This is a genomic window from Pseudomonas sp. NFR16 (assembly GCF_900108875.1).
Lineage (GTDB): Bacteria > Pseudomonadota > Gammaproteobacteria > Pseudomonadales > Pseudomonadaceae > Aquipseudomonas.
This window is the reverse complement of the sequence record NZ_FNYJ01000005.1, coordinates 72,367-95,754: the sequence shown is the minus strand read 5'-3', so window position 1 is coordinate 95,754 and position 23,388 is coordinate 72,367. Positions and strand designations below refer to the sequence as shown.

General features: G+C 55.3%; 21 protein-coding genes, 1 tRNA gene and 1 pseudogene. 11 read left to right on the top strand and 12 right to left on the bottom strand.

All coding sequences use genetic code 11. The annotated features are described in order from the left end of the window. Positions 1 to 20 precede the first annotated feature (20 nt). Both BMZ10_RS19045 and BMZ10_RS19040 read right to left on the bottom strand, forming a co-directional pair. Complete coding sequence (locus BMZ10_RS19045; RefSeq protein WP_256214535.1) at positions 21 to 770, bottom strand: substrate-binding periplasmic protein; 750 nt, start codon at positions 768 to 770, stop codon at positions 21 to 23. A 135-nt stretch (positions 771 to 905) separates the two neighbouring features. After that, positions 906 to 1,226: a hypothetical protein gene (locus tag BMZ10_RS19040; protein ID WP_093465820.1), complete on the bottom strand. Its 321-nt coding sequence runs from the start codon at positions 1,224 to 1,226 to the stop codon at positions 906 to 908. 322 nt (positions 1,227 to 1,548) lie between these two features. On the opposite strand from BMZ10_RS19040, the gene BMZ10_RS19035 reads away from it, so the two are divergent. From BMZ10_RS19035 to BMZ10_RS19020, 4 genes are all read left to right on the top strand, one after another. Continuing rightward, complete coding sequence (locus BMZ10_RS19035; RefSeq protein ID WP_093465818.1) at positions 1,549 to 2,460, top strand: LysR family transcriptional regulator; 912 nt, start codon at positions 1,549 to 1,551, stop codon at positions 2,458 to 2,460. 106 nt (positions 2,461 to 2,566) lie between these two features. After that, entirely contained in the window at positions 2,567 to 3,760 is a 1,194-nt protein-coding gene (locus tag BMZ10_RS19030; RefSeq protein WP_093465816.1) for a CaiB/BaiF CoA transferase family protein, read from the top strand. Further along, positions 3,757 to 4,695 (top strand): hydroxymethylglutaryl-CoA lyase, encoded by a 939-nt coding sequence (locus tag BMZ10_RS19025; protein WP_093465814.1) that lies wholly within the window; start codon positions 3,757 to 3,759, stop codon positions 4,693 to 4,695. The genes BMZ10_RS19030 and BMZ10_RS19025 overlap by 4 nt, the downstream gene beginning before the upstream one ends. Positions 4,696 to 4,894: 199 nt before the next feature. Then, the gene (locus tag BMZ10_RS19020; RefSeq protein WP_093465812.1) at positions 4,895 to 6,232 is read left to right on the top strand and encodes an MFS transporter; all 1,338 of its coding nucleotides are present in this window, start codon (positions 4,895 to 4,897) and stop codon (positions 6,230 to 6,232) included. 77 nt (positions 6,233 to 6,309) lie between these two features. On the opposite strand, the gene BMZ10_RS19015 is transcribed toward BMZ10_RS19020, so the two are convergent. Next, on the bottom strand, positions 6,310 to 6,678 hold the full coding sequence (locus BMZ10_RS19015) for a DUF3597 family protein (RefSeq protein WP_093465810.1): 369 nt from the start codon (positions 6,676 to 6,678) through the stop codon (positions 6,310 to 6,312). A 538-nt stretch (positions 6,679 to 7,216) separates the two neighbouring features. Here BMZ10_RS19015 and BMZ10_RS19010 point away from each other — a divergent pair. From BMZ10_RS19010 to BMZ10_RS18995, 4 genes are all read left to right on the top strand, one after another. Next, on the top strand, positions 7,217 to 7,603 hold the full coding sequence (locus BMZ10_RS19010; RefSeq protein WP_093465807.1) for a hypothetical protein: 387 nt from the start codon (positions 7,217 to 7,219) through the stop codon (positions 7,601 to 7,603). A gap of 278 nt (positions 7,604 to 7,881) precedes the next feature. After that, positions 7,882 to 8,307, top strand: a complete 426-nt coding sequence (locus BMZ10_RS19005) for a DUF1493 family protein (RefSeq protein ID WP_093465804.1) — start codon at positions 7,882 to 7,884, stop codon at positions 8,305 to 8,307. 89 nt (positions 8,308 to 8,396) lie between these two features. After that, positions 8,397 to 9,740, top strand: a complete 1,344-nt coding sequence (locus tag BMZ10_RS19000; protein WP_093465802.1) for a DUF6861 domain-containing protein — start codon at positions 8,397 to 8,399, stop codon at positions 9,738 to 9,740. 17 nt (positions 9,741 to 9,757) lie between these two features. Then, positions 9,758 to 10,366 (top strand): GAD-like domain-containing protein, encoded by a 609-nt coding sequence (locus BMZ10_RS18995; RefSeq protein WP_093465799.1) that lies wholly within the window; start codon positions 9,758 to 9,760, stop codon positions 10,364 to 10,366. Positions 10,367 to 10,539: 173 nt separating this feature from the next. On the opposite strand, the pseudogene BMZ10_RS28365 reads toward BMZ10_RS18995, so the two are convergent. After that, positions 10,540 to 10,719 (bottom strand): annotated as a pseudogene (locus BMZ10_RS28365) (hypothetical protein); the annotation flags it as partial. 346 nt (positions 10,720 to 11,065) lie between these two features. Between BMZ10_RS28365 and drt3a the strand changes: the two are divergent. Both drt3a and drt3b read left to right on the top strand, forming a co-directional pair. Continuing rightward, entirely contained in the window at positions 11,066 to 12,331 is a 1,266-nt protein-coding gene (drt3a, locus tag BMZ10_RS18990) for an antiviral reverse transcriptase Drt3a (protein WP_093465797.1), read from the top strand. Further along, positions 12,328 to 14,310, top strand: coding sequence for an antiviral reverse transcriptase Drt3b (drt3b, locus tag BMZ10_RS18985; RefSeq protein ID WP_093465795.1), 1,983 nt, complete (start codon positions 12,328 to 12,330; stop codon positions 14,308 to 14,310). The genes drt3a and drt3b overlap by 4 nt, the downstream gene beginning before the upstream one ends. Before the next feature lie 1,172 nt (positions 14,311 to 15,482). On the opposite strand, the gene BMZ10_RS18975 is transcribed toward drt3b, so the two are convergent. The 6 genes from BMZ10_RS18975 to BMZ10_RS18950 all read right to left on the bottom strand — a co-directional run bounded on the left by BMZ10_RS18975 (position 15,483) and on the right by BMZ10_RS18950 (position 20,158). Beyond that, positions 15,483 to 15,558, bottom strand: a tRNA-Thr gene (locus BMZ10_RS18975). A gap of 295 nt (positions 15,559 to 15,853) precedes the next feature. Next, positions 15,854 to 17,059 carry a methyltransferase gene (locus tag BMZ10_RS18970; protein WP_093465789.1) on the bottom strand — a complete coding sequence of 402 codons (1,206 nt, stop codon included), beginning with the start codon at positions 17,057 to 17,059 and terminating at the stop codon, positions 15,854 to 15,856. 98 nt (positions 17,060 to 17,157) lie between these two features. Next, complete coding sequence (locus BMZ10_RS18965) at positions 17,158 to 17,847, bottom strand: ABC transporter permease (RefSeq protein ID WP_093465787.1); 690 nt, start codon at positions 17,845 to 17,847, stop codon at positions 17,158 to 17,160. Continuing rightward, complete coding sequence (locus tag BMZ10_RS18960) at positions 17,844 to 18,539, bottom strand: ABC transporter permease (protein WP_093465785.1); 696 nt, start codon at positions 18,537 to 18,539, stop codon at positions 17,844 to 17,846. The genes BMZ10_RS18965 and BMZ10_RS18960 overlap by 4 nt, the downstream gene beginning before the upstream one ends. A 67-nt stretch (positions 18,540 to 18,606) precedes the next feature. Then, positions 18,607 to 19,371, bottom strand: a complete 765-nt coding sequence (locus BMZ10_RS18955) for an ABC transporter substrate-binding protein (RefSeq protein WP_093465783.1) — start codon at positions 19,369 to 19,371, stop codon at positions 18,607 to 18,609. Between the two features lie 13 nt (positions 19,372 to 19,384). After that, positions 19,385 to 20,158: an ABC transporter ATP-binding protein gene (locus BMZ10_RS18950; RefSeq protein WP_093465781.1), complete on the bottom strand. Its 774-nt coding sequence runs from the start codon at positions 20,156 to 20,158 to the stop codon at positions 19,385 to 19,387. Between the two features lie 422 nt (positions 20,159 to 20,580). On the opposite strand from BMZ10_RS18950, the gene gabP reads away from it, so the two are divergent. Then, positions 20,581 to 21,972: a GABA permease gene (gabP, locus tag BMZ10_RS18945; protein ID WP_093465778.1), complete on the top strand. Its 1,392-nt coding sequence runs from the start codon at positions 20,581 to 20,583 to the stop codon at positions 21,970 to 21,972. A 127-nt stretch (positions 21,973 to 22,099) separates the two neighbouring features. Here the strand turns inward: gabP and BMZ10_RS18940 are convergent, their stop codons facing one another. Both BMZ10_RS18940 and BMZ10_RS18935 read right to left on the bottom strand, forming a co-directional pair. Then, on the bottom strand, positions 22,100 to 22,642 hold the full coding sequence (locus tag BMZ10_RS18940) for a cytochrome b (protein WP_093466736.1): 543 nt from the start codon (positions 22,640 to 22,642) through the stop codon (positions 22,100 to 22,102). 95 nt (positions 22,643 to 22,737) lie between these two features. Continuing rightward, positions 22,738 to 23,229, bottom strand: a complete 492-nt coding sequence (locus BMZ10_RS18935; RefSeq protein WP_093465775.1) for a hypothetical protein — start codon at positions 23,227 to 23,229, stop codon at positions 22,738 to 22,740. Positions 23,230 to 23,388: the final 159 nt, after the last annotated feature.

Genomic DNA, 23,388 nt, shown 5'->3' with positions numbered 1-23,388 from the left:
AGACAGCGTCTGTCCGGCGTTCACCAGGCCGGCAGACCTTTCAGGTACGAGGCCTCGATGCGAGCAGCGGTGCCATCGCTCTGCAACGTGTCGAGCGCCTTTCGCAGGCTCTCTACCATCTGTGAGTCGCACTCTTTCGAGCAGGCCAGATACAGGTTTGCAGTCATCAGAACGCGGCTCATCACCAGCGGCCGGTCGCTGATCTGCTTCCAGATGTAGCGCGTTTCCGGCACCCCGTTGAACCACGCATCGACGCGCCCTTTGACCAGCATCTGCGCCGGGTTGTCACCGATTTTCAAGGGATAGATCTGCGAGGCCGGGAAGCCTTCTTCGCGCAGCCGGGTTTCCTGCGCGCTTCCAATGCCGACGGCGATCAACTTGAAGGCCTTGCGCGCCTCGTCGAAGCTGTCGACCCGGCGATCGAGGCTGAAGAATGTCCGGTCCATCGTCAGAAGCGGAGCAATCCAGGTAAAGCTGTTCTCGCGGCTTTGAGTGCGGGTCAGCGGCGCGATCAGCAGGTTCTTGCCATTGGCCACATCGCGCTGCGCCCTGGGCCAGGGCGGGGAGAGAAAGGTCGCTGAGTAACCGGCCATGTCCATCGCCTTAAGCGCCAGATCACCGGCGATACCGTGTCGGTCGCCGTCGTTGAGCATGGTCAGAGGCGGGGCTTCGGGAACGTAAACCGGAACGCTCGGTGCTGCGAACAGCGCAGACGACCCCATCACCAAAGCGCCAGTCAGGTGACGGACCCAGCAGAAAATCCATTTCATGGCAGTCGCGCTCAAGGTAAATGCCGGGCCTGTCTGGCAGGCCGCGTGCCTGGCTCATGTCATTGCCGCATGGCCGTCTGTGTCGCCAATATCCGCGCCTGTGGCGAGGTCATCCTGAATGCAGGCTTTCGCCGATCAGGTCTTGTTGTGTTCGTTGGTGTAGCGGCCGCTCAGCTCCCAGCCGCATTCAAGCAGCATGTCGATCCAGTCTTCATAAGAATCGTCGACATCGAGCAGATTCATGAACTGATCTTCGATGTGGCAGCGGAAGGTCTGCTCTTCAACGTTCCACTCAACGTCGCGAATGCGCCAGGCGCGCTGATCGGGCAGCTGGATGTTCAAGCCATGGAACGGGACGAACGGCAACTCCACTTCGAACAGCAGTTTGGACCATTCAGAAGAAATTTCGGGGGTCTGATGGGTCCATAAATATTTGATCAGTCTGACTTTATGCACGGGGTGACCTTCTATCGTGTTGCGGGGTTGCAGCGCTTTGTCTCCTCGACAAGCGAAACAGGCCGACGGCTATGGCTATACGTTACTCGAAGGATACGAAATCGGGGAGGGGGCGTCTGGATCAATATGATGCCCGACGGCGCCGGTGGGCGGCGCGGTTCTTTAGCCAGGAAGCCAGTTACGGGTGCAAAGGCGAGGAGACCGTCTGGCGGAATGGCGGGTAGCGATGCCGTTCATGCGAGTCGCTCAGCCGAGCGCGCTGGGCTAACGCAGCGCCGATTGCGTGTATTCTTGGGCGCTCGCTGCTGTCGGGACCCTCCTAATGCTTCATAAGAATCTGATCCGTCGTCTCGACCTGATCACCCTCAAGCTCTTCGTCGCCGTGCACGAGGAAGGCACCTTGACGCGCGCGGCTGCACGAGAGGCGATTGCCGTTTCGGCCGCCAGCAAGCGGCTGATGGAGCTTGAGGAAGTGCTGGGCATCGGCCTGTTCGTGCGCAATGCCAAGGGCATGCTGCTCACGGCGGCAGGCGAAACGCTGCTGCATCACGCCCGCCGCATGCTCTCTGATCTCGAAAAAATGGGCCTCGAACTCGATGAGCATCTTCAGGGCATGCGCGGTTATGTGCGGATGCTGGCGAACCTCTCGGCGATCATTCAGTTTCTGCCTGAAGACCTGCACGACTTCACCACCAGCCATGAACGGGTGAAGGTCGACCTCGAAGAGCGGCCCAGCACTGGCGTCGTTCAGGGGTTGATCGATGGCGTCGCGGACATCGGAATCTGTTCCGAAGACACCGACGTTCAAGGCTTGCACAGCGTGGCGTACCGGCGTGACGAACTCGTTGTGGTCATGCGCGCGGACCATCCGCTGGCGGGCCTTGAATCCGTTGCGTTCGAGGACACTCTTGGCAGCGACTACATCGGCCTGCACGCCGCCAGCTCGATCAACATGCGCACCCAGAATGCAGCCCGCTCTCACGGCAAGCCTCTGCGCGTGCGTATCCACGTGCCAGGCTTCGACGCGATGTGCCGAATGGTTCAGGCCGACATGGGCATTGGCGTGCTGCCGCGCAAGGCGTTCGACCTGCTCGGTACGCCCCTCGGCCTCTCTGCCGTGTCGCTGAGCGACGCATGGGCCCGTCGCACGTTGATTCTCGTGGTGCGCGACCGGGCGACGCTGTCACCGGTCAGCGCGTTGTTGTTCGATCACTTGCGTGGGACCTTTCGCTAGAGCGTTCGCGGTTTGCGAACGCCTCTTGCCAACAAACGGTTGGATTTGCGGATTCGCCGTCCTCTAGTCTTGGTACAAATTCCAAGAAACACTCGAGGTATCCGCTATGACAGGCCCCCTGAACGGTGTGCGCGTAATTGAAATCGGCACACTCATCGCAGCGCCTTTCGCCGCTCGCCTGATGGGCGAATTCGGCGCTGAGGTGATCAAGATCGAATCGATGGGGCAGGGCGACCCTCTTCGTAAATGGCGAAAGCTGCACGAAGGGACTTCGCTGTGGTGGTACCTGCAGTCGCGCAACAAGAAATCCCTGTCCCTGAACCTCAAATCCGCTGAAGGCATCGAGATCGTCAAACGCCTGGCTGAAAGTGCCGACGTGTTGATCGAAAACCTGCGCCCCGGCGCGCTGGAGAAACTCGGTCTGGGCTGGGACGTGCTGCACGCCCTCAATCCCAAGCTCACGCTGGTGCGCATATCGGGTTACGGCCAGTCCGGCCCTTATCGCGATCGTCCGGGTTTCGGCGCCATCGGCGAGGCCATGGGCGGCATTCGGTACACCACCGGCACGCCTGGCTCGCCGCCCGCGCGCGTTGGCGTCAGTCTGGGTGACTCGCTGGCTTCCATGCATGCGGTCATGGGCGCGTTGATGTCCCTGCTGCGCGTGAAGACCGGGCAGGGCGATGGTCAGATCGTCGACGTTTCGCTGGTTGAAAGCGTGTTCAACCTCATGGAAAGTCTGGTGCCCGAGTACGACATGCTCGGCCATGTGCGTGAGCGCAGCGGCGGAGCGTTGCCTGGCATCGCGCCTTCCAACACTTACCCGACTGCAGATGGCGCCTATGTGGTGATCGCGGGGAACAGCGACCCGATCTTCAAGCGGCTGATGCAGGTCATTGGCCGGCCTGATCTGGCTGACGCGCCCGAGTTTGCGCAGAACGATGGCCGCGCGGCACAGAGCGACATGCTCGACGCGGCGATCAGCGGCTGGTCGTCAAGCCTGCCGATCGAGGACGTGCTGCGCGCGCTGGAACAGGCTGAGGTCCCCGCCGGCCGGATCTACAACGTCGCCGACATCGTCGCCGATCCGCATTATCAGGCCCGCGAGATGATTCTCGACGCCGAGCTGCCCGGCGGCGCTCAGGTCAAAATGCCCGGCATCGTGCCCAAACTGTCCGAAACGCCGGGCTCCGTGAACTGGCAAGGCCCCGCATTGGGCCAGCACACCGACAGCGTGCTAGGCGCGCTGGGCCTGACGGCGGCCGATATCGCTCAACTCAAAACCGATGGGGTGGTGCAATGATCACTGACTTTTCAGAGCGCCTGATCGTTCAGGAAGTGTCGCCCCGCGACGGCCTTCAGATCGAACCGAAGTGGGTCGAAACCGCTGACAAGATCGACCTCATCGACCAGCTTTCTCTGGCCGGTTTCAGCCGCATCGAAGCCGGCTCTTTTGTATCGCCCAAGGCCATTCCCGCATTGCGCGATGGTGATGAAGTGTTTCGCGGCATCAAGCGGCAGCCGGGCGTGATCTATGTTGCGCTCATCCCCAACCTGCGCGGTGCGCAGCGGGCGATGGACGCCGGCGCCGATGAGCTGAATCTGGTGATGTCCGCCAGCCAGACCCACAACCTGGCGAACATGCGCATGCGCTGCGAACAATCGCTCGACGCATTTGCCGATGTCGTCTCGCTGGTGGCGGGCAGTTCTCTCAGCCTCAACGGCTCCATCGCCACGACATTCGGCTGCCCCTTCGAAGGCAAGATCGATGAAGACCGCGTGCTGCAGATCGTCGACGCGTACCTGGAACTGGGCATGCAGGGCATCTCTCTGGCCGACACCACCGGCATGGCGAATCCGCGTCAGGTGCACCGCTTGGTGCAGCGCGTGCTGACTCGCCTCCCGGCGTCTGCGCTCACGTTGCATTTTCACAACACGCGCGGCCTGGGCCTGAGCAATGTGCTCGCCGCTTACGAAGCGGGTGCGCGGCGGTTCGATGCATCGCTGGGCGGGCTGGGCGGATGTCCTTTTGCGCCCGGCGCGTCGGGCAACATCTGCACGGAGGATCTGGTGAACCTGTGCGAAGAGATGGGCATCGACACCGGCATCGACCTGCTGCACTTGCTCAAGCTCTCGCGTGGCTTGCCTGCGCTGCTGGGACACGAAATGCCAGGCCAAGTCGCCAAGGCGGGCCGCAACTGTGATCTGCATCCGGCACCGGAGAACCTGGCCACCTGAATCCTGGCGCGCCGTAAATCCTGTAGGCGTGAGCCTGCTCGCTAAAGCAGATGAACTGTCCGCATCCCTGTGGCAGACCTGACGCCATCGCGAGCTCGCGCGCTCCTTCACATCCAGAACGAATGCGCTCGAAGGTGCATTCGTCCAGACAACAAAAACAATAGGGCTCCCTTTGGGAAGTCCAGCTGGAGTAACCGCAATGACTATCTCTGTTCTGAACCCGAACAGCAGCCTCGCCGAGGTTGTCAGTGCCGAAAAGGCGCTCATCCGCAAAGTCGCATGGCGCCTGATGCCGTTGATCATGGTCTGCTACCTGTTTGCATTCTTCGACCGCATCAACATCAGCTTCGCCAAGTTCCAGCTGCAGACCGACCTCAGCCTGAGCGATACCGCGTACGGCCTGGGTGCGAGCCTCTTCGTCATCGGTTACGTGCTGTTCGAAGTGCCGAGCAACATCATGCTGTACAAGGTCGGCGCGCGGCGCTGGATCGCCCGCATCATGATTTCCTGGGGCGTGGCCACCGCGCTGATGGTCTTCGTCAACGCCGAATGGCAGTTCTATGTGCTGCGTTTCATCATCGGCGCGATGGAAGCCGGTTTCGCTCCGGGCGTGCTGTTTTATCTGACGCTGTGGTTTCCGCAGACCTACCGAGGGCGCATCACGTCCACGCTGTTTCTGGCCTCCGCGTTCGCCGGCTTGCTGGGTGCGCCGATCTCGGGTCTGGTGCTCGGCGGCATGGACGGCGTGATGCAGATGCGTGGCTGGCACTGGCTGTTCCTGCTGGGCGGCCTGCCGTGCATCGCGCTCGGCTTCGCAGTCTTGAAAATCCTCAAGGACCGCGTGGCCGACGCTCACTGGCTGACCGATGCCGAGAAGACCTACCTGTCCAGCCGCATCGCCCAGCACGAGCCGAACAAGCACGGCGGCTCGCTGCTGACCGCTTTGAAGATGCCCGGCTTCCTCATGCTCGGCCTGATTTACTTCCTCATTCAGGTTGCGTCCTACGGCCTCAACTTCTGGGCACCACAGCTGATTCGCAGCGCCGGCGTCGAAAGTCCGGTCATGATCGGCCTGCTCACGGCAATCCCGTACATCTGCGGCGCGATCAGCATGGTCGTGATCGGGCGTCTGTCGGATGCCAGCGGCGAGCGGCGCAAGTTCGTGTGTGGTCTTGTGGTGCTCGGCGCTGTCGGGTTCTTCTGCGCCGGCATCTTCGCCCAGCACACCAGCATGCTCGTCCTGTCACTCGCCATGCTTGGCGGCGGCATCGTCGCCTCGATTCCGGCCTTCTGGACCCTTCCGCCCAAACTGCTGGCCGGTGCAGGCGCAGGCGCTGCGGGCGGCATCGCGCTCATCAATACGTTGGGTCAGTTCGGCGGCATCGTCAGCCCCGTGATGGTCGGCCACATCAAGGACATCACAGGCAGCACCACGCCTGCCCTGTATGTCATCGGCGTGAGCACTGTGATTGCGGCGGGATTGTTACTGTGGGCGTTGCCCGAGAAACTGCGCACCCTCGACAAGAGCCACGATTGAGCCCTGCATGCTGCGCCTGAAGTCAGGCGCAGCTTCGCAGGCTGCGACAGTGAATGACGCGACCCGGACGGTTCGCGTTATTGAGATGCTTTCTGCAGCACAGCTTTGTGCAGTTCAAGATTCTGCTCCGCCGAGCCCTCATAAGGATCGATGCCGACTTCCTTCGCCAATTCCTTGCGATGCTCGAAACTGCTGTCCAGGCCCAAGGCCTTCAACAAGTCCACGATCGAGTTCTGCGGTTTGAGCTCCGGATGAGCCTGCGACAGAGATTCAAGCTTGGCAGTGACCTGATCGGCACTCGGCGCTGCAGGTGCGCCAGCAGGTGTCCCGGTGGAGGACGCCGTGCTTCCGGTAGGCGGAACGGCCGACGGCTCAGGCGCTGCCTGCGGCGTCGCGCTGGCCGACCCAATCCCGAGTTTTTCAAGAATAGTGCTGAGAATGCTCATGTTAATTCCTTATTTTCAGTGATTGTTCTTCAGGGCGACCGACAGGCGAATGCCCGACTGCGCATCAAGCCTTCCCCTTCGTCGCGGCAACCGACGTCTCGTCACACATGCCCTCACCGACACCAGAAACACAAAGCGACAGCCACCACCCCACGCGGATCCTGGCCGTGAAGTCGAGGCATGAATGGGGACGGTCGAAAAGGCATCCGTTACCGGAAATGGGATCGTCACTGCCTTGTGCGCTGGAACGGTCCATGACGTGCGGCAGATCAGTCAGCATGCAGCGTAGCCGCTATGTACTTGAGTTGCGGGCTAAGGGTTCGGTTCCGGGGGATGTGGGGTGGTGCGGGATATCGGACGAGTGGTGGGGAGGTGGGTGGGGCAGTGGATTAGTAAGCGGGTAGGAAATTACGTCGTTCGATACGGAGCTTTCCTACGTGTTAGTGAGACATGGCTAACGAGTGGTACGAACCAGACGCGTCATTCTGCTGAGACGGTTCGTCCCCTCAACCAAGGCTACCTATAGGAGACTGTTGTAATGAGCCCTGATGTTTTGGGCATCATCAGCGGAGTCATCGGCATCCCTATGATGCTTATCGCGATATGGTTGATCTACGTTGTTCACGCATATACCGAGAAGTCTGAACGCATGATGCCGAAGAGTAGTTTTGTGAAAGCAAACATCGATACTTTCTCTCAAGCAGGCTTGCCTGGAAAAGTGATTCGTAATGGCTTTCTGACGATGGTGCTGTTGACGCCCGAGTACTCCCACAAAAGGGGTATCGTCGACCTCGCTGAGGTTAGAGATTTCCCAGCGGGGCTGAAGCGCATCCTGATCATGACCTGGGGGGCGTGTGGTTTTATTTTTTTGGCTTTGGTTTCGTTCGGTGTTTATATCAAGTACTGGAGGCTAATGGCGGCTTGATTCAGGTGATAGCTTTTTCGGCGGTCAGTCTTGAGCTATGAAATCTAACCAAAGTATTCCGCTAAGTGTTGATTGTTGTGATGGATCCGCACGCCTGCGAACTATAGCAACGTCCATTAACTTAGAACTCAGTGTCTCCCTAAGGCTGACGCGGGCTAGACGTGCCATTCTGCTGGTGCAACCTCCATCGTATACCGCGGCGGAGCTAGGCTTGAAAGGTTACAAAACAATTGTCACATCTAACTTCATAGTGAGCACCGAAGATCCGGTTTTCCAGCATGAATGTTTTTTCTGACTACAAAATTATGGATAGTATTGTCATCTGCATTCAAGATGCTGTTGGTTTTGGACGCAAGGCATTTGAGACCTTCAGCTTAGCAACCGACATCGCAAGAGACCTGGGTATTGATGGTGATGATTCAAATGAGTTGATGGTCGAGTTCTTTGATAAGTTTTCTATCGATCTTAACGATTACGATCCCTATCGGTATTTTTTGGAAGAAGGGTTCAATTTTTTCTCCGCCAAGCCCGCGATTGATAGACGCGGAAACATACCCCTAAGAGTAGGGATGCTGTATTTAGCTGTGAAAGCGAAGCGCTGGGATACACAAGATTTTGAAAAAGCTGAATTCAGTACTGCTCCGTTATACGAGCGTACAAAAGACATCCCGATTGATGGCTACAAGATTAAAAGTCGCTGGTAGGCGTAACGGGAACATGCCTTTCTCAGATCTCGATCAAAAAAAGCGGACTATTTCTCGGTTAAGCAGGCAAATTGTCAGGGAGACATTGAGTGTTTTTATGGCGTACCGTGCCCTCGTGGCAGCAGATTGAAGATCGGATAATGGATGAGATGGGCTATCAAAGTGGAGCTCAGTATCGAAACCATTGGGGCGAACCTGCCCCGTCCCTCAGCCTAAATCTCCGTCGCGTCGCTAGCGTCCGATCTGCGTTTCATCAGGCTGAATGGCGAGTAAGCGACTTACTTCGCCAACGTTTCGCCGATCTGGACATTTCCATCATCCTCAAAGACTTGATCGATGTCGTCACTCAGATGGCAATGATCGTCGCGGGCACCACTTTGGTCGGAGGTGCCATCGGTGCCGGTGCAGGCGCGTTATTGGGAGGTGCTGGTGCCGTTCCCATGGGGGCTGCCGGTGCTACCATGGGGTTGCAGGTCAGCAGCTGGATACTAGGGATGCTTGGTCTGCAATCAATTGCAGAGTTCTTCGTCGAGGAATTGCCGCGCATTGGCAGTTATTATTTGGCAGGAATTACAGCTGCATGGGAAGGAGCACGAGGTGAGGAAGGTACAACTCCCTTCAGCCATGATGATCCCCTGGCGGTTGGCAGCGCGGCCCATAACATTGCGCTAGGCCACGTTGAAGTCGTCATTTTGTTGCTGGGCGCTATTGTTGAATACTTGACCCGTGGGCGAGGTAACGCTGGCAGGTTAGCCCTAGAGATGCGAGCCAGTCCGAAAGGCGCAAGGATTGGCCACTGGATGGTTGAGCATGAAGATGCATTGAAGGGCAGACCTGACCTGCAAAAGAGTGCGCCGCATAGAGGGCCGGGAGCGGGCCAGGAGCCACCTCCGAACCGCTCAGAAGGAAAAGGCAATGAGCCCGTCAAGGGTAGGTCAAACGCCATGCCGCTGCATGAGGTTGAGTGCTTCAAAGCAGATAAAATGCCAGCCTCCAAAATCGGCGAGTTCGAGCGGCAATTGAAAGGGCAGAAGGAGGGGCTGAATAGGCTGACGATTGAGGAGTATTTAGGAAATATAGCCAGCCCCGTGAAGCGTAGTCAAACGGCTGCGAGAGCTGCTCGCATAGACTTACAAAAGGCTTTGCAGGATCGATTTCAAAGGCAATTCCAGAAAGAGATGAGCCCGTTGGATGCGGAAGAGGCGGCAGTCAAAGAAGCTGCAAAAACGATGTCGACTCTTGCAGGGCTACACAATCCTGATTTGAGGGCGGGAGGGAAAGATATCATTGCGGATTTTGGAGATCGGCAAGTTAACTCCAGCATTGGGCCTCAATGGAGGCCAAAAATTCAAAACCTGAAAGTGGCTGCAGAGAAAGTGCCCGAGCAGATGCGTGGCTCAACTTTCCTTAACGTGAAATTGCATAAGTGTTGACCCACAAGGAGGCATCAGTGGATAAGGTATTTGCTCGATTTCTAGAAAAATTTGGTGATCCTGTTGATCGTCGGGAGGTGCCAGTATCAAGCATCGAGGCTTATCGAGGTAAATTGCCTGATCAATTGCTGGAATACTGGGCTGAGCACGGCTGGTGCGGATATGGCAATGGGATCTTTTGGATAGTGAACCCGCAAGAGTACGAGGGTGTAGTAGCCTCTTGGATTGAGGGGACGCAATTCGAAAAGCGCGATACTTATCATCTGATAGCACGTGGTGCCTTTGGCGACCTTTACCTATGGGGTGAAAAAACAGGATTTTCGCTGAAAATCACCAGCGTCTTTTCCCGTTGTGTAGTCCATGATTTTGAAATTACAAGCGACGAAATGGACAGAGCATTACAGGGCTTTCTGTTATGCAGAGATGTGAAATCTAACGATTTAGAAGGCTTGTTCGATAGGGCAAGAAAGAAATTTGGAACTCTCCGCCACGACGAAATGTATGGTTTTGTTCCAGCATTGATGCTTGGAGGAGAAGCGACCCTGGATCATCTGGAAAAGCTCAAGGCGGTAGAGCATTTAATACTGCTTTCACAGCTGAGCGAGCTTGAGCCTTACCATTTTTAATTTAACCATACGGACATTGCGCGATCTTATCGAATCAGGAGCAGTCGGTACGGTACCACTACTGGGGCTGCGCTCCGCCATTCGAGATTGCGCTCGCTCCCCGTCCTCTATCCACCCTACGCCCCGGTGAAATCGAATAGCTCGCGTATTTCTGGTCAGCACCGGAAGGGTTCGCCTTTGCGGCCGTTGAGCTGCACAAGCAGATAGAGCTTATCGCCGTCGTAGAGCATGTACTCGCGTTCGCGGGGCCTCGTCGTGCGGTAGGCCGGGACAGTGAGCGGTGCCGAGGTGCAAGCACTAGGGTACGTTCCAACATCGAGTTGGTGGTAACCCTTACGACCGCTGGCGGTCACCGGAATCCGACGGCGCTCCAAACCAATATCCGCCAGAAAGCGGGTTACCAGAGGTTTCAAGGGTTTTCATAGTCTTCTCTGGAGCATTCTACGGTGCGGCACCAGAAGTCGAATAATTTATTAACTATCTGATTTAAATGAGATTTCTGGCTTGGTGTGAGGAAAGCTATCCCTTCGGCTATTTTCAATCTGCTATGCAGCGACCAGATACTAGGACCTCCTTATGCGACCTAATAGCCATGGACGAGGTAGTGGCTTTTTGATACGTTGCTTGGGGGGCTGTTTCTTGGTGTCAAGACTCAGTCAAACTAATGAATACTTGTGGTCGTGGTTGTGAGTCGCAGTCATGATGATAGAAATACCGTACACAGCCAAAAATCTTGCTGAGTGTATAAGTTTTCAAGATATTATTAAACTCCCGCATTTGCAAGATCGAGCGCAACGTGCTGAGCTTGCTAAGAAGTCATTAAGTCTTATTGCGCGTAGTCAGTCCTTTTTAGGCTGCTTGAATCGTATAAGAATTGGTGGTGATGACGGTTATGTATTTAATTCCCTCAGGTCAGAGCTGGTCGCGCGACTTGCCTCAAGAAATATAAAGGCAAATTATGGAGTAAAGCAGTCTGACAGACAAACAATTATTGCAAATGCGATGACACTCTTTAAGGAGGGTACGCCGTTTGATGTTTATAGATTTGACATTAAGAAGTTTTATGAGAATGTGGATTTAAAGATACTTTTCGAGCGTTTGATGCTTGATGGGAAGTGCTCTTGGCAAACTCTTGTTTTGGTGGATCAGTTTTTTAAAACGCTTTCGGCTAGTGGTGTTTCAGGTTTGCCTCGTGGCTTGAGTATAAGTGCTACACTCTCCGAATTCTATTTGAAAGAATTTGATCTAGCCATATCATCAATGAGTGAGGTGTTTTACTATGCAAGATTTGTTGATGATATTTTAATTGTCGCATCGGGTAGTTCGTCTAGAACGGATTTTGAAAAGAAAGTTGAAGATAATTTACCGCAAGGTTTAGAGTTTCATGGCGGTGGAAAGCGAGAGTACATCCCCGTGGCTCGCTTGACACAGGGAAGCGGTAAAATCCTTAAGAAATTTGATTACTTGGGCTATGGCGTACAAATCTTTAACGAAGCTTCCCACGAGACTGTAAATGGAATTCAGCGGCGTAAGGTTGTTTGCGATATCTCGGATGTAAAAGTTGCCAAAATAAAAATGAGGCTTCTCCAGTCGTACACAAGCTATCTATCAAGCTATCAATACCCTAGTGACTTTTTGTTGTTAAAAAATAGAATTAGAGCTCTGGCTGGTAATTTCTATATTGTCGATCCTATGACTGGGGTGGATATTAAAACTGGGATATATTTTAACTATATCCATAAAAATTCAATAGGGCGTTGCGCCCTCGATGAATTGGACTCCTTCTCAAGGGGTATTCTTTTTTCTAGTAAACATAAATTGTCTCGGCGAATTTCGGCGGCCCTGTCTTTGAGTAAGCGTAAAGAGTTGGCCGGTTTTAGCTTTAGGACCGGGTTTGAAAAGGCGCGATTTCACTCCTTTAAATATGACGTGCTTAAGAAAATAAAGGAGTGCTGGCGTAAATGAAAGGTGGATTTAGGCGTGTCAAGAAAGAAGATTTTTCAAGGGTGGTTTTGACGGAGACCTGTCCATATGAAGTACCTATAATATTTAGTAACCTAGGCTTTTACTGGCATCTGAAAAAGCATGAGACAGGTGAGGGGCTTTTCCCAGATGTTATGGGGCACTTGTTCTGTCGTGACTTGAGTTCGGACTATACGATCCCATTAAGTTATAAAATTCGCAAAGATGAGAACTCATTTAGAACACTATCGCTTCTGCATCCTCGCGCGCAATTCAGATTTGTTGAATTTTATAAGACGTTCGGTGAGCAGGTCATATTTTCGTGTACTAAAAGCTCGTTTAGCATCAGGCATCCAAGTGGTGTCGCCAGCAAGTATTACACCAAAAGTGAGAATGATAACATAAGTAAATATCGGTCTAGTCAGGTGGTTGTCTCTTCTGCTGAGTCGCGTACAAAATACCTGTCATCTTATTTTTCTTATTCTGGTTATACACGATTATATCGTTTTTTTGAGTCTTACGATTTTTTGCAGCTAGAAAGGCAGTACTCATCTTTTTGGTCAGTCGATATCTCTAAGTTTTTTGATAGTATTTACACTCACTCTATTACCTGGGCTTTGAAAACCAAAGAGTTTTCAAAAAACCACTCCGCCGTCAAAAATTCTTTCGGGGCTGTATTTGATCGCCTGATGCAGGCCTCTAATTATAATGAGACGGCAGGGATTGTTATTGGTCCAGAGGTTTGCAGGGTATTTGCTGAAGTCATTTTTCAGCAGATCGATAGTGATATTCAAGGAGAGCTAAGTTCAAAAGGTTTAGTTGTCGGGCGTGATTACACCGTGCGGAGGTATGTTGATGATGTCTTCATATTTGCAATTAGTGATCACGTCGCAAGCAATGTGTATCATGCTGTTGAGATTCATGCGAAGAAATACAAGCTCAACATAAATAAAGAAAAAACCGTAAAGGCCACAAGGCCATTTGTTACTGAAAAAACGAAATCGCTGAAAGCAGTAAAGTACGCGCTCGCTAAGCTTATTGAAAGACTTCTACCCAAGACTGATTCAGATGAGGATGGAGTTTATGTGCCTCATAGGCTTTATAATAGAAGACGAGTAGCAGTTGACTTTATTGGGGAGGTGAAATCTGCATGTATAGGTGATCCAGAATCTTATGGTGTAATGTGTGGTTACTTGATGTCGGCGCTAACTAGGGTTTTGACCCAAGTAACGGAGAAAAATATTTCTCGCTCATTCAATAGTTCTGAAGTTGGTCATAAGTTTTTCGGGTTTTATCATGTGCTAATTGAAATAATATTTCACTTATTCACGGTGAATCCTAGTCATGTCGGATCGGTGAAAATATTTATAGCCTCAACACTGTCATGTTCTTTCTTTGAAGCGCATCTGCCAGGTGAATTAAATTCGATAAAAAGTAAGATATATACTTGTTGTCGAGATTTTTTCGAAAGCAGTGAGTATGCAAAAATAGCTGAGGGTAATAATGATCACGCTATGCTTGAAGCATTGAACTTGCTTGTTGTGCTTAAAGGGCTTGGGGGCAATTATTTGCTGCCGCGTGATACGTTGCAGAGAATCGTTAATTTCTCGGCTGGTAGGCAGTTGTCATATTTTGAAATTGTTGTATTGCTTTATTATGTTGAGAGCATCCCTTCCTATGCCGCGATAAAAAAACTTTTGTTGGCGTCTATAAAGGAAAGGCTTGATGATCTTTCTGATATTAGATCGAGCGCAGAGAAGATTTATCTATTTTTGGATGTTATGACTTGTCCCTTTGTTGAGGATAAAGTTAAATCGAGATTTGCGGTGGCCTTGTATAAGCAGATTAACGAAAAAAATCCAACGCCGTCACAAGCTTCAGATCTTATGTTGAGGCTGAGTAAGTATCCATGGTTTGTTTCGTGGAAAGACACTGATTTTCTTTCATCGCTAGAGAAGAAAGAGTTGCTAAAAGGGTATTAGTAATATAGATTTCTTATCTGCAGGGTGTACCGGTCAGCTTTACAGTCTGATTTTAGACTGGCTAACCGAAACCGATTCCGCTATCAGTCCTGGATGGACTCATTTCGGGGGGAGGGGAAGGAATCATTTGCTTGTAAGGGAATGGCGGGTAACCGCACACACTATACTGATTGGATGCCCTGCCCTAATTTCTGATTATTCTGATCCTCCGTAAGGTCCCTGTATCCTCAGGGAACACGTGTATCTGGGTATCTTCGTTTAGATATTGATGTGTTCATCAGAACTTCACTCCCCTAACCTAGCCATTGTCCCCACGTCATCCCGCCAAGAATGCTGAGTGTTATCAGGGATCAAGGCCCCTGCGACCTGTGGGGATGTCCTCTAACGCGGGACTGGCGGCTCCTTACGTCCGGGAGCAAGGGCATCTCATCATCTGGCCTCCTGAACACCGTTACCGGTGGGCGGGTGGAGGCTGCATTGGCTGACGAGACCAGTGCCGCGAGATCCTGAGTCGGGTGAACGCAGCAATGCGATGACCGAGGCATGCCTGACTGTCAGTCAGGTGCAGTCCATTCCCTGGGTCTACCGCACCATCATCCATATGGCAGTTGTTGGTGGCATCTGCGTTTGTCACGAGGGGAAATGCTACAAGGAAATGTGGGCTCAGAACCTGGAGTAACGTCAAGGGCACCCCATTTCTTCGCGGCAGAAACAGGCGGGGGCAGTTTGGCATTGATTGCCCTTATCTCGCGATCACACTCAAAGCGCGTGTCCGGCAGAAAGCTTTTCGTCGCGACGTCCTGCAGTTGGAACCTGTATCCCTTCGGGCGGAAGTGGCCGACGTAAGACGCGTACTTGAGGGCCTCGCCGTCATCTTCGATTTGGAGACCCTGGGCTTTGAGCTTGGCGAGGAGTGACAGGGGAGTCAGCGAGGTTTCGCATAGGGATTCTTCGCAGGTTTAATCGCCGTCCTAGCCGTGGTCAACTCCGGGCAAAAAAATCGCCTTTTGCACGCCAGCTACTGGCAGCACCCTATCTGTTGGGTAGGACGTGTGGCGAGTGTGTCGTGTTCGGGGTAATGAGGGTGGGACCGTCAATCAAAAACTGTGACCCGTTACGTCGAGCACAAACAAAAAAGGCCCACCTTTCGGTGAGCCTTTCTCGCTGAGTCATGGTGCCGGCACCAGGAGTCGAACCCGGGACCTACTGATTACAAGTCAGTTGCTCTACCAACTGAGCTATACCGGCGTGTGGGCGCTGATTATAGGGATTTGATCGATCGAGTAAAGCCTTAATTTCAGTTTTTTTGCGTTGCTTATGCCATGCCGTGCTGACCGTTATTCACAATGGGCCCGTGGGGCGGGCGCTGAGGACCGATTTTGTAAAATTTTGCGGGTTCGTTCGCAAGCTACTGTTTTTACGAAAATTTAACAGCTGTATAAAAAGTGAACAAATTGTTAAATCGGCTGCAAAGCGCGTTTTATGTACGTTCACCGGAATTTCTTCAACAGAGTTATCCACAGGGCAGGACGCTTGAAGTGTTTCATTTTCGCTCGGCGAGGATGAGCAGATTGCGCGGGGTGATCTGGCTTTCGCAGAAGGTGCCGATGCGTACGTGGTAATCGCGCTGCTGTAGATAAAGCGCGCGGTCAAGGATCAACCAAAGCTCTAACGGCCGGCGAAAGAGGTTGCGCAGCAGTTCGAGGTTGCGCACTTCGGCCAGTCGCTGCCATCCGGCCGCTTCAAGGGCATCCCAATTCTGGTGAGCAGGCGGCGGCAGTCGTTTGAGTGCGGCGAGGTCGCGGCAGTAGTCCGCGAATGGTTTATCCAGCCAGGCGATGGGCAGAGAAGGGGTGGGCAGGTACTCGTCGGTGCCGCGCAGTTGCCGCTGCAGCAGGTCGAACGCCAGGCGCCGGGCCATTGAGTGGTCGCGCTGGCGTCGGACGCGTGCCCCAGCGGTGACAGTTTCGCTGAGTGGCACGCCCAGGTCATCGATGGAGAGTTGCAGCGCGGAGGTCTGGCCCTCTGCAGAAAGCGGCTGATAGTGATCGCAGGCGATGCGGTTATAGCAGCAGGGGGCGATGGCGATGTTTTGGCAGCCGGCGTCGCTGGCGAGTTGCATGAGGCGCACGTGGAGGTCGCCGCAGGCATGAAGCGCAACGGGCGTGTGCGCGGATTGCAGCCGAGTCGCTGCTTGCGCAGCCATGACGTCCTGATGCACATGCAGGGCAGGTACGCCCAGCTTCTGGCTGAGCCGCTCGCCGGCGTCTACCAGCTTCGCATCGTACTCAAGGCAGGTCAGCGCTTGGCCATCGTGAGCAAGGCGTCTGCCGAGATGGCCTTTGCCGGCGCACCAGTCGAGCCAGTGCGTGGGTGTGTTCCTGAAGCTGAGGCTGCTGGCGAACGCTTCGATCTGCTGCCATTTACGGCCGGGAACGTCGACGCTCATGCGCGATGACACGTTCACCAGATCGATGCGAGGCAGGGCCTCTACTTCGCTCAGCGCTTTCGATTGTCTGGCGATCTGCGCGAACGGCTCTGGCGCGTCGAGTTGTTCCGGGTGGTTGTGCGCCGCTTCTGCCTGTTCCAGCGAGCGCTGCCGTAACCAGCTCGACAATTGCGGATGGTGCGCTTCCCATGGCAGATGGCGATGGGTGAAGGGTTTCGGGCGCCAAAGGTCTTGGTGCGCGAGCAGGAAGGCGTCGAGCGCGTGGAAGCGGGATTTCAGGTCGGCGGCGTGAAGAGGCATGGTTGGGCGGCGGTCTGGGCTGTGGGGCAAGCTTACGGGCTTTGCTGCCTGGGCGGCAGCCTTCGTGCGCAAGCTCGCATTCACAGGCCTGGGTCAGATCATCGCCCTTGACTGGCATCCACGCGCAAGTACCGCTCCAGCAGCTTGAAGCCCTGCACCAGCACGAAGGACATCACCAGATAGATCATGCCGGCAATGAAGAACGTCTGTTCGGGCATGTAGGTCCGGGCGTTGATGGTGCGGGCCATGCCGGTGATGTCGAGCAGCGTGACGGTGCTCGCCAGTGCGCTGGCCTTGAGCATCAGAATGACCTCGTTGCTGTAGGCTGGCAGGCCGATACGCGCTGCGCGAGGCAGGACGATATAAAGCAGCGCCTTGCCTCTGGACATGCCCAGGGACCGCGCTGCTTCGATTTCGCCCGGCGGAACGGCCTGAATCGCGCCGCGCAGGATTTCGGCGATATAAGCGGTGGTGTGCAGGGTCATGGTCAGCGCAGCGCAGAAAAACGGATCGCGCAGATAGGGCCACAGCGGGCCAAGCCTCACGGCCTCGAACTGCGCCAGCCCGTAATAGACGAGGAACAGCTGGACGAGTAACGGCGTGCCGCGAAAGAAGAAGATGTAGGCATAAGGCAGCGCTCGCACATAGGCGTTCCGCGAGGCGCGCGCGATGCCCATCGGGATCGCAAGGATCAGGCCGGCAACGACGGCGATGGCCACCAGTTCCAGCGTCAGTGTGGCGCCCTGAAGCAATTTGGGCAGCCATTTGAGGACGAATTCCCAGTTCATGAAGCGCTCCTCGCGTAGCCGACCGATGCGCGCTTTTCCAGCCACGCGAGTCCGATCATCGACAGCGCAGTCATGCCCAGATACATAAACGCAGCGACCAGATAGAAAGTGAACGGCTGTTTGGTGGTGGTCACGGCGATCTGCGCATGGCGCATGACTTCTTCCAGGCCGATGACGGACACCAGCGCGGTATCCTTCATCAGAATCATGAACAGGTTGCCCAGCCCCGGCAGCGCGATGCGCCACATCTGCGGCAAGACCAGTTTGATGAAAATCCGTGCTCGCGACATGCCCAGTGCCACCCCGGCCTCGCGGTGCCCTTTGGGAATCGACAGCATCGCACCGCGAAACACTTCGGTGGCGTACGCGCCGAAGCACAGACCCAGCGCGATGACGCCTGCAGCGAAGGCGCTCAGCGACAGGTTGGGGATGCCGAACAGATGGCCGATGGCGCGCATGCTGCTGACCGTGCCGAAGTAAATCAGCAATACCCACAGCAGTTCAGGGATGCCGCGCACCAGTGTCGAATAAGCACCGCCCAGCCATTGCAGCGCCCGGTTAGACGAGGTTTTGGCCAGCGCGCCGAGCAGCCCCAGCACGAGGCCAAGGCACAGGGCGCAAAGGGCGAGTTGGATGGTCATCAGCACGCCAGCCGCGAGGGCGGGGCCGAATCCTTGTAAATCAAGGTTCATGGCTTTGCTTGGTCAGAGGACAGAAACCGCCGCGCTGATGGAGCCGCGACGGTATCGGTCGGGCAGATCAGAGGATGCTGAAAGGGAAATACTTGTCGTTGATCTTCTTGTAGGTGCCGTCTTCGATGATGCCCTTGAGGGCTTCGTTCAGCTTCTCGCGCAGAGGGTCACCTTTGCGCAGGGCAATGCCGATCTTGTCATCCTCAGACAACGGTTCACCCTTGAACTCGAAGTTCTGGCCTTCTTTGCTTTTCAGCCATTCGTAGCTGGCGTATTTGTCGCCAAGCAGCGCGTCGACACGACCGGAGGCCAGATCGAGGAAGGCGTTCTCCTGGGAGTCGTAAGTCTTGACGGTAACGGCGTCGCCCCAGTTGTCTTCCAGCCAGGTGCCCGACAGGGTTGCGCGCTGGGCGCCGATGGTCTTGCCGGCGAGTGCCTGCTTGATGGCGTTGACGTCACCGCTCAGGTTCGTCGTCTTCGGTGCAATGAATTGCAGCTTGTTCGAATAGTACGGGTTGGTGAAATCGACCGCTTGCTTGCGCTCTTCGGTGATCGACATCGAAGAAATCAGGAAGTCGAACTTCTGTGCATTCAGGGCTGGAATGATGCCGTCCCAGTCGGAGGTGACCACTTCACAGGTGACCTTCATCTTGGCGCACAGCGCGTTGCCGATCTCGACGTCGAAGCCTACGACCTGTCCGCTGGCGTCCTTGTTGTTGAACGGCGGGTAGGCACCCTCGACACCCATTTTCAGGGTCTCGGCAGCAAAGGCGCTGGAGGCGACTGCCAAGGTGGCGGCAGCGGCCAACAGAAGATTTTTCAGGGTCTGCATCGGTGTTGCTCCGTTAGCGATTGCTGGACATGAATTGTTTGCAGCGCGCCGACTGCGGCTCATCGAAGACCTGCTGCGGCGATCCTTGTTCCTCTACCCGCCCTTGATGCAGGAACACCACTTCGCTGGAAACCTGCCGGGCGAAATTCATTTCATGAGTCACCATCAACATGGTGCGGCCTTCCTGCGCCAGACCACGAATCACATTAAGCACTTCCTGCACCATCTCCGGGTCGAGCGCCGAAGTCGGCTCGTCGAACAGGATGACTTTAGGCTGCATCGCCAGTGTACGGGCGATGGCGGCGCGCTGTTGCTGACCGCCCGATAGTTGCGCCGGATACGCATGGCGTTTGTCGGCGATCCCGACCTTGGCCAGCAATGCTTCTGCCATCTCGATTGCTTCGGCCTTGCTTTGCCCCCGCACACGGCGCGGCGCCTCGATGATGTTATCGAGCACTGTCATGTGAGGCCATAGATTGAAGTTCTGGAAAACGAAACCGATCTCGCTGCGCAGGCGATTGATCTGACGGTTGTCGGCCGCGATCAGTTCACCCTTGCGCGAAGCTTTGAGTTTCAGCGCTTCTCCTGCCACCAGAATCTCACCTTGATGCGGATTCTCCAGCAGGTTGATGCAGCGCAACAGCGTGGATTTCCCGGAACCGGAGGAGCCTAGAATCGAAATCACGTCACCATCACGCGCGCTCAGCGATATGCCCTTGAGCACCTCGAGCTGACCGTAGCGTTTGTGCAGATCGCGGATTTCCAGGGCGGGCGTGGCCTCAGCCATGTGCAGTCCTCTGTTTTCAATAACTGGCTGGCGCACGGGAACCGAGCTGCCTTTGCGCAAAAAGGGCGCGATGGTGCCAGCTTTAAACGCCGTGGGGAAGGGTATTTCGGCCAGCGACGGGTTCGATGGTCGAATAAATGCGCTTATTTGGTGCTAATCAGTCGCGTGTGTGTATTTTCGGTGCGACAAAACGTCTCTATCCTGTTGCGCTCGGTAACAATTCCTACAGGAGTGGCTAAATGCTATTCCGTTCAGGGACTTACTAGACGCCTCTGCAACGGGCATATCCACGCACGACGTCGCTTTTGAAATATTTTGGCGTAGTTTTTGCGTAAAAAATAAATAACAGGACTGTTGTCTTCTCTTTACGAACGGTCGCTTCACGTCCTGATCCGTATGAAAACTCCTCAAAGGTCGCTTCCATGAGCAGTACCCCAAATTCTTCAAACCTCGATCAGGGGCTCAAATCGCGGCATATCACAATGCTCTCGATTGCTGGCGTGATTGGCGCCGGGCTATTTGTCGGCTCCGGCCATGCCATTGCCGAAGCGGGCCCTGCCGTGCTGCTGGCATACGCCGCAGCGGGCACTCTGGTGGTTCTGGTGATGCGCATGCTCGCGGAGATGGCGGTCGCTTCGCCTGACACCGGTTCCTTTTCCACCTACGCCGATCGCGCGATCGGTCATTGGGCGGGTTTCACCATCGGCTGGCTGTACTGGTGGTTCTGGGTGTTGGTGATTCCGCTGGAAGCCAACGCCGCCGCCACGATCCTGCACGCATGGTTCCCTGACGTCGCAATCTGGGTCTTCACCCTCGTGATCACCCTGTTGCTGACGGCAACCAACCTGTTCAGCGTGAAGAACTACGGCGAGTTCGAGTTCTGGTTCGCGCTGATCAAGGTGCTGGCGATCATCGGCTTCGTTATCCTGGGCGTGGCCGCGGTCTTCGGCCTGCTGCCTGCCAGCCAGGTCAGCGGCGTCAGCCATCTCTACGATACTCAGGGCTTTTTGCCGAACGGCATGGGCGCTGTGCTGGCTGCCATGTTGACCACGATGTTCTCGTTCATGGGCACTGAGATCGTCACCATCGCGGCTGCCGAGTCGAAGAACCCGGGCCAGCAAATCACCAAAGCCACCAACTCCGTGATCTGGCGGATCTGCCTGTTCTACCTGGTCTCGATCTTCCTGGTCGTGGCGCTGGTGCCTTGGAACGACAGCCGTCTGGCCGAGGTGGGTTCATACCAGACGGTCCTTGATCTGATGGGCATTCCGAACGCCAAGCTGATCGTCGACCTGGTGGTTCTGGTGGCGGTGACCAGTTGCCTGAACTCGGCGCTCTACACCGCTTCGCGCATGCTGTTCTCGCTCGGCAAGCGCGGCGACGCACCTGCCGTTTCCCAGCGCACCAGCAAAGCCGGTACGCCGTACTGGGCGGTGCTGCTGTCGACGGCGGCAGCCTTCGCGGCGGTGTTTGCCAACTACGTTGCGCCAGCTGCGGTGTTTGACTTCCTGCTGGCAAGCTCCGGCGCCATCGCGCTGTTGGTGTATCTGGTGATCGCCGTTTCTCAGCTGCGCATGCGCCGCAAGCGCGAAACCGAAGGCCAGGCCATCGACTTCCGCATGTGGCTCTTTCCGGGGCTGACCTGGGCTGTGATCGTGTTCATCGTCGCCGTGCTGACGATCATGCTGTTCCAGGAAGGCCATCGCATGGAGATCATCGCGACCGGCTTGCTGAGCATCATCGTCGTTGCGGCCGGCCTGATCGTGTCGAACCGCCGCAAGGCGGTGAAGACGGGGAAAGTCGTGCTCAATTGAGACGAGAATGAGCCGGTTTTGCCGGCAAAATAAAAGCGGCTGCCCTCAGAAATGAGGGTGGCCGTTTTTTTGTGCGCACATTGTGTAACGATGCAGCTGCGATGAGGTGGGAGCCACTCGGTCGTGATCACCTTTCTGGGCGCATTCTTCCCAGCACCGATTTCCCTCGCACTTGATGCATCACCACTGCCGACAGATGCAGCGCCACCAATCCCGCCAAAACCGCGCACAGCACGTGATGCAGGTCATGCAGCCGCAGCAGGGCAGTCTTCGATTGGATCAGCTGTGGCAGCGGTATGAGCGTCAACAGCGTGACCGGATGGCTCATCATCAGCACGCCAGTGATCAGCACCCCGGACACTGCTGCGTAGATCAGCGTGTGCGCCGCACTGGCCAGCCATTCCTGCGGTTGGCGAGGGCGATGAGGTCTGGCCCGGAGCGCCAGCCAGGTTCGCCAGGCAAAGAAGGGAATGAAGAGGCTCGTCAACTGAGGATTGAAAGATTCCACCCACTGCCGAAACGGATGATTCGCATCCAGAAGCGCGACGCCGAAGCCACTGATGGTCGCCCAGAGGATTACGACAGCAGACAGCCAATGCAGAAGAATCCGGGACGTCGTGTAGTGGTGAGCGTCAGACGCAGTGGGCGCTGGAAGGAAAGGATGGGGCATGGTCAAAACGGGAGCCTTGTTGAGAAGGAGTTGCATTCTCGTGGTGGCGCAAAGCTACCGTCTTGACCGGTGTCATGCAAATAAAAAACGCAGTATCAGCGGCGGCCTGCGTCTCGCGCATTCTTGCGCTGCAGGATGTCAGACGCTTCGTTGTAGGCGTCCTGAAATTCGTCGCTGCCCAGCCACTCGACCGTCACGTCCTCTTCTTCATCGTGGAAGATGCCGCGATAGGTGATCAACAGCGCCATCAGGAAATCTGTCGCCGGGTCTTCTTCTTCCTCGGCAATCACAAGCTCGAGCACCGGGTATTGCAGAAAAACCACGCACATCGCCAGCAGGCTGATGGCCTCGGCCTTCTGCATCGCCTGGAACAGGTCGTCGTAGTCAGCCGGCTCGAAGCCGTTTTCCATGATGTCCTTGAAGTCGAATTTCGCCAGATCCAGGAAAACATCGTCAAAGGGCTCATTCACGAACGCGTGGTTGAGCACCGGATGAACCGGGCTCGGCTTGCCCTTGCCGGAACGGTTCTGCTTGGCCTTGGCTTTGGCCCGCTGGGCGCGTTTCTGCTGTTTGTCTGGGGAGGCCATGCGTGTTCGGTCCTTATGCAGGCGAGGGTGGTTTCGCGAGGGGCTATTGAATCTCAGCTCTGGTTTTTTACCAAGCGCGGCGGGACGAAACAGAGCTGAATAAATCGCGCCCAATAAAAAACCCCTGAATCTTTCGATGCAGGGGTTTTTCGGTATTTG

Bases quoted from the DNA above. Each gene is read 5' to 3' on its own strand.
- BMZ10_RS19015 (WP_093465810.1), bottom strand. From the start codon at position 6,678: ATGAGCATTCTCAGCACTATTCTTGAAAAACTCGGGATTGGGTCGGCC.
- BMZ10_RS19030 (WP_093465816.1), top strand. From the start codon at position 2,567: ATGACAGGCCCCCTGAACGGTGTGCGCGTAATTGAAATCGGCACACTC.
- BMZ10_RS18950 (WP_093465781.1), bottom strand. From the start codon at position 20,158: ATGGCTGAGGCCACGCCCGCCCTGGAAATCCGCGATCTGCACAAACGC.
- BMZ10_RS19025 (WP_093465814.1), top strand. From the start codon at position 3,757: ATGATCACTGACTTTTCAGAGCGCCTGATCGTTCAGGAAGTGTCGCCC.
- BMZ10_RS18935 (WP_093465775.1), bottom strand. From the start codon at position 23,229: ATGGCCTCCCCAGACAAACAGCAGAAACGCGCCCAGCGGGCCAAAGCC.
- BMZ10_RS18940 (WP_093466736.1), bottom strand. From the start codon at position 22,642: ATGCCCCATCCTTTCCTTCCAGCGCCCACTGCGTCTGACGCTCACCAC.
- BMZ10_RS18965 (WP_093465787.1), bottom strand. From the start codon at position 17,847: ATGAACTGGGAATTCGTCCTCAAATGGCTGCCCAAATTGCTTCAGGGC.
- BMZ10_RS18970 (WP_093465789.1), bottom strand. From the start codon at position 17,059: ATGCCTCTTCACGCCGCCGACCTGAAATCCCGCTTCCACGCGCTCGAC.
- BMZ10_RS19045 (WP_256214535.1), bottom strand. From the start codon at position 770: ATGAAATGGATTTTCTGCTGGGTCCGTCACCTGACTGGCGCTTTGGTG.
- gabP (WP_093465778.1), top strand. From the start codon at position 20,581: ATGAGCAGTACCCCAAATTCTTCAAACCTCGATCAGGGGCTCAAATCG.
- drt3b (WP_093465795.1), top strand. From the start codon at position 12,328: ATGAAAGGTGGATTTAGGCGTGTCAAGAAAGAAGATTTTTCAAGGGTG.
- BMZ10_RS18955 (WP_093465783.1), bottom strand. From the start codon at position 19,371: ATGCAGACCCTGAAAAATCTTCTGTTGGCCGCTGCCGCCACCTTGGCA.
- BMZ10_RS19010 (WP_093465807.1), top strand. From the start codon at position 7,217: ATGAGCCCTGATGTTTTGGGCATCATCAGCGGAGTCATCGGCATCCCT.
- BMZ10_RS19020 (WP_093465812.1), top strand. From the start codon at position 4,895: ATGACTATCTCTGTTCTGAACCCGAACAGCAGCCTCGCCGAGGTTGTC.
- BMZ10_RS18960 (WP_093465785.1), bottom strand. From the start codon at position 18,539: ATGAACCTTGATTTACAAGGATTCGGCCCCGCCCTCGCGGCTGGCGTG.
- BMZ10_RS19005 (WP_093465804.1), top strand. From the start codon at position 7,882: ATGAATGTTTTTTCTGACTACAAAATTATGGATAGTATTGTCATCTGC.
- BMZ10_RS19035 (WP_093465818.1), top strand. From the start codon at position 1,549: ATGCTTCATAAGAATCTGATCCGTCGTCTCGACCTGATCACCCTCAAG.
- drt3a (WP_093465797.1), top strand. From the start codon at position 11,066: ATGATGATAGAAATACCGTACACAGCCAAAAATCTTGCTGAGTGTATA.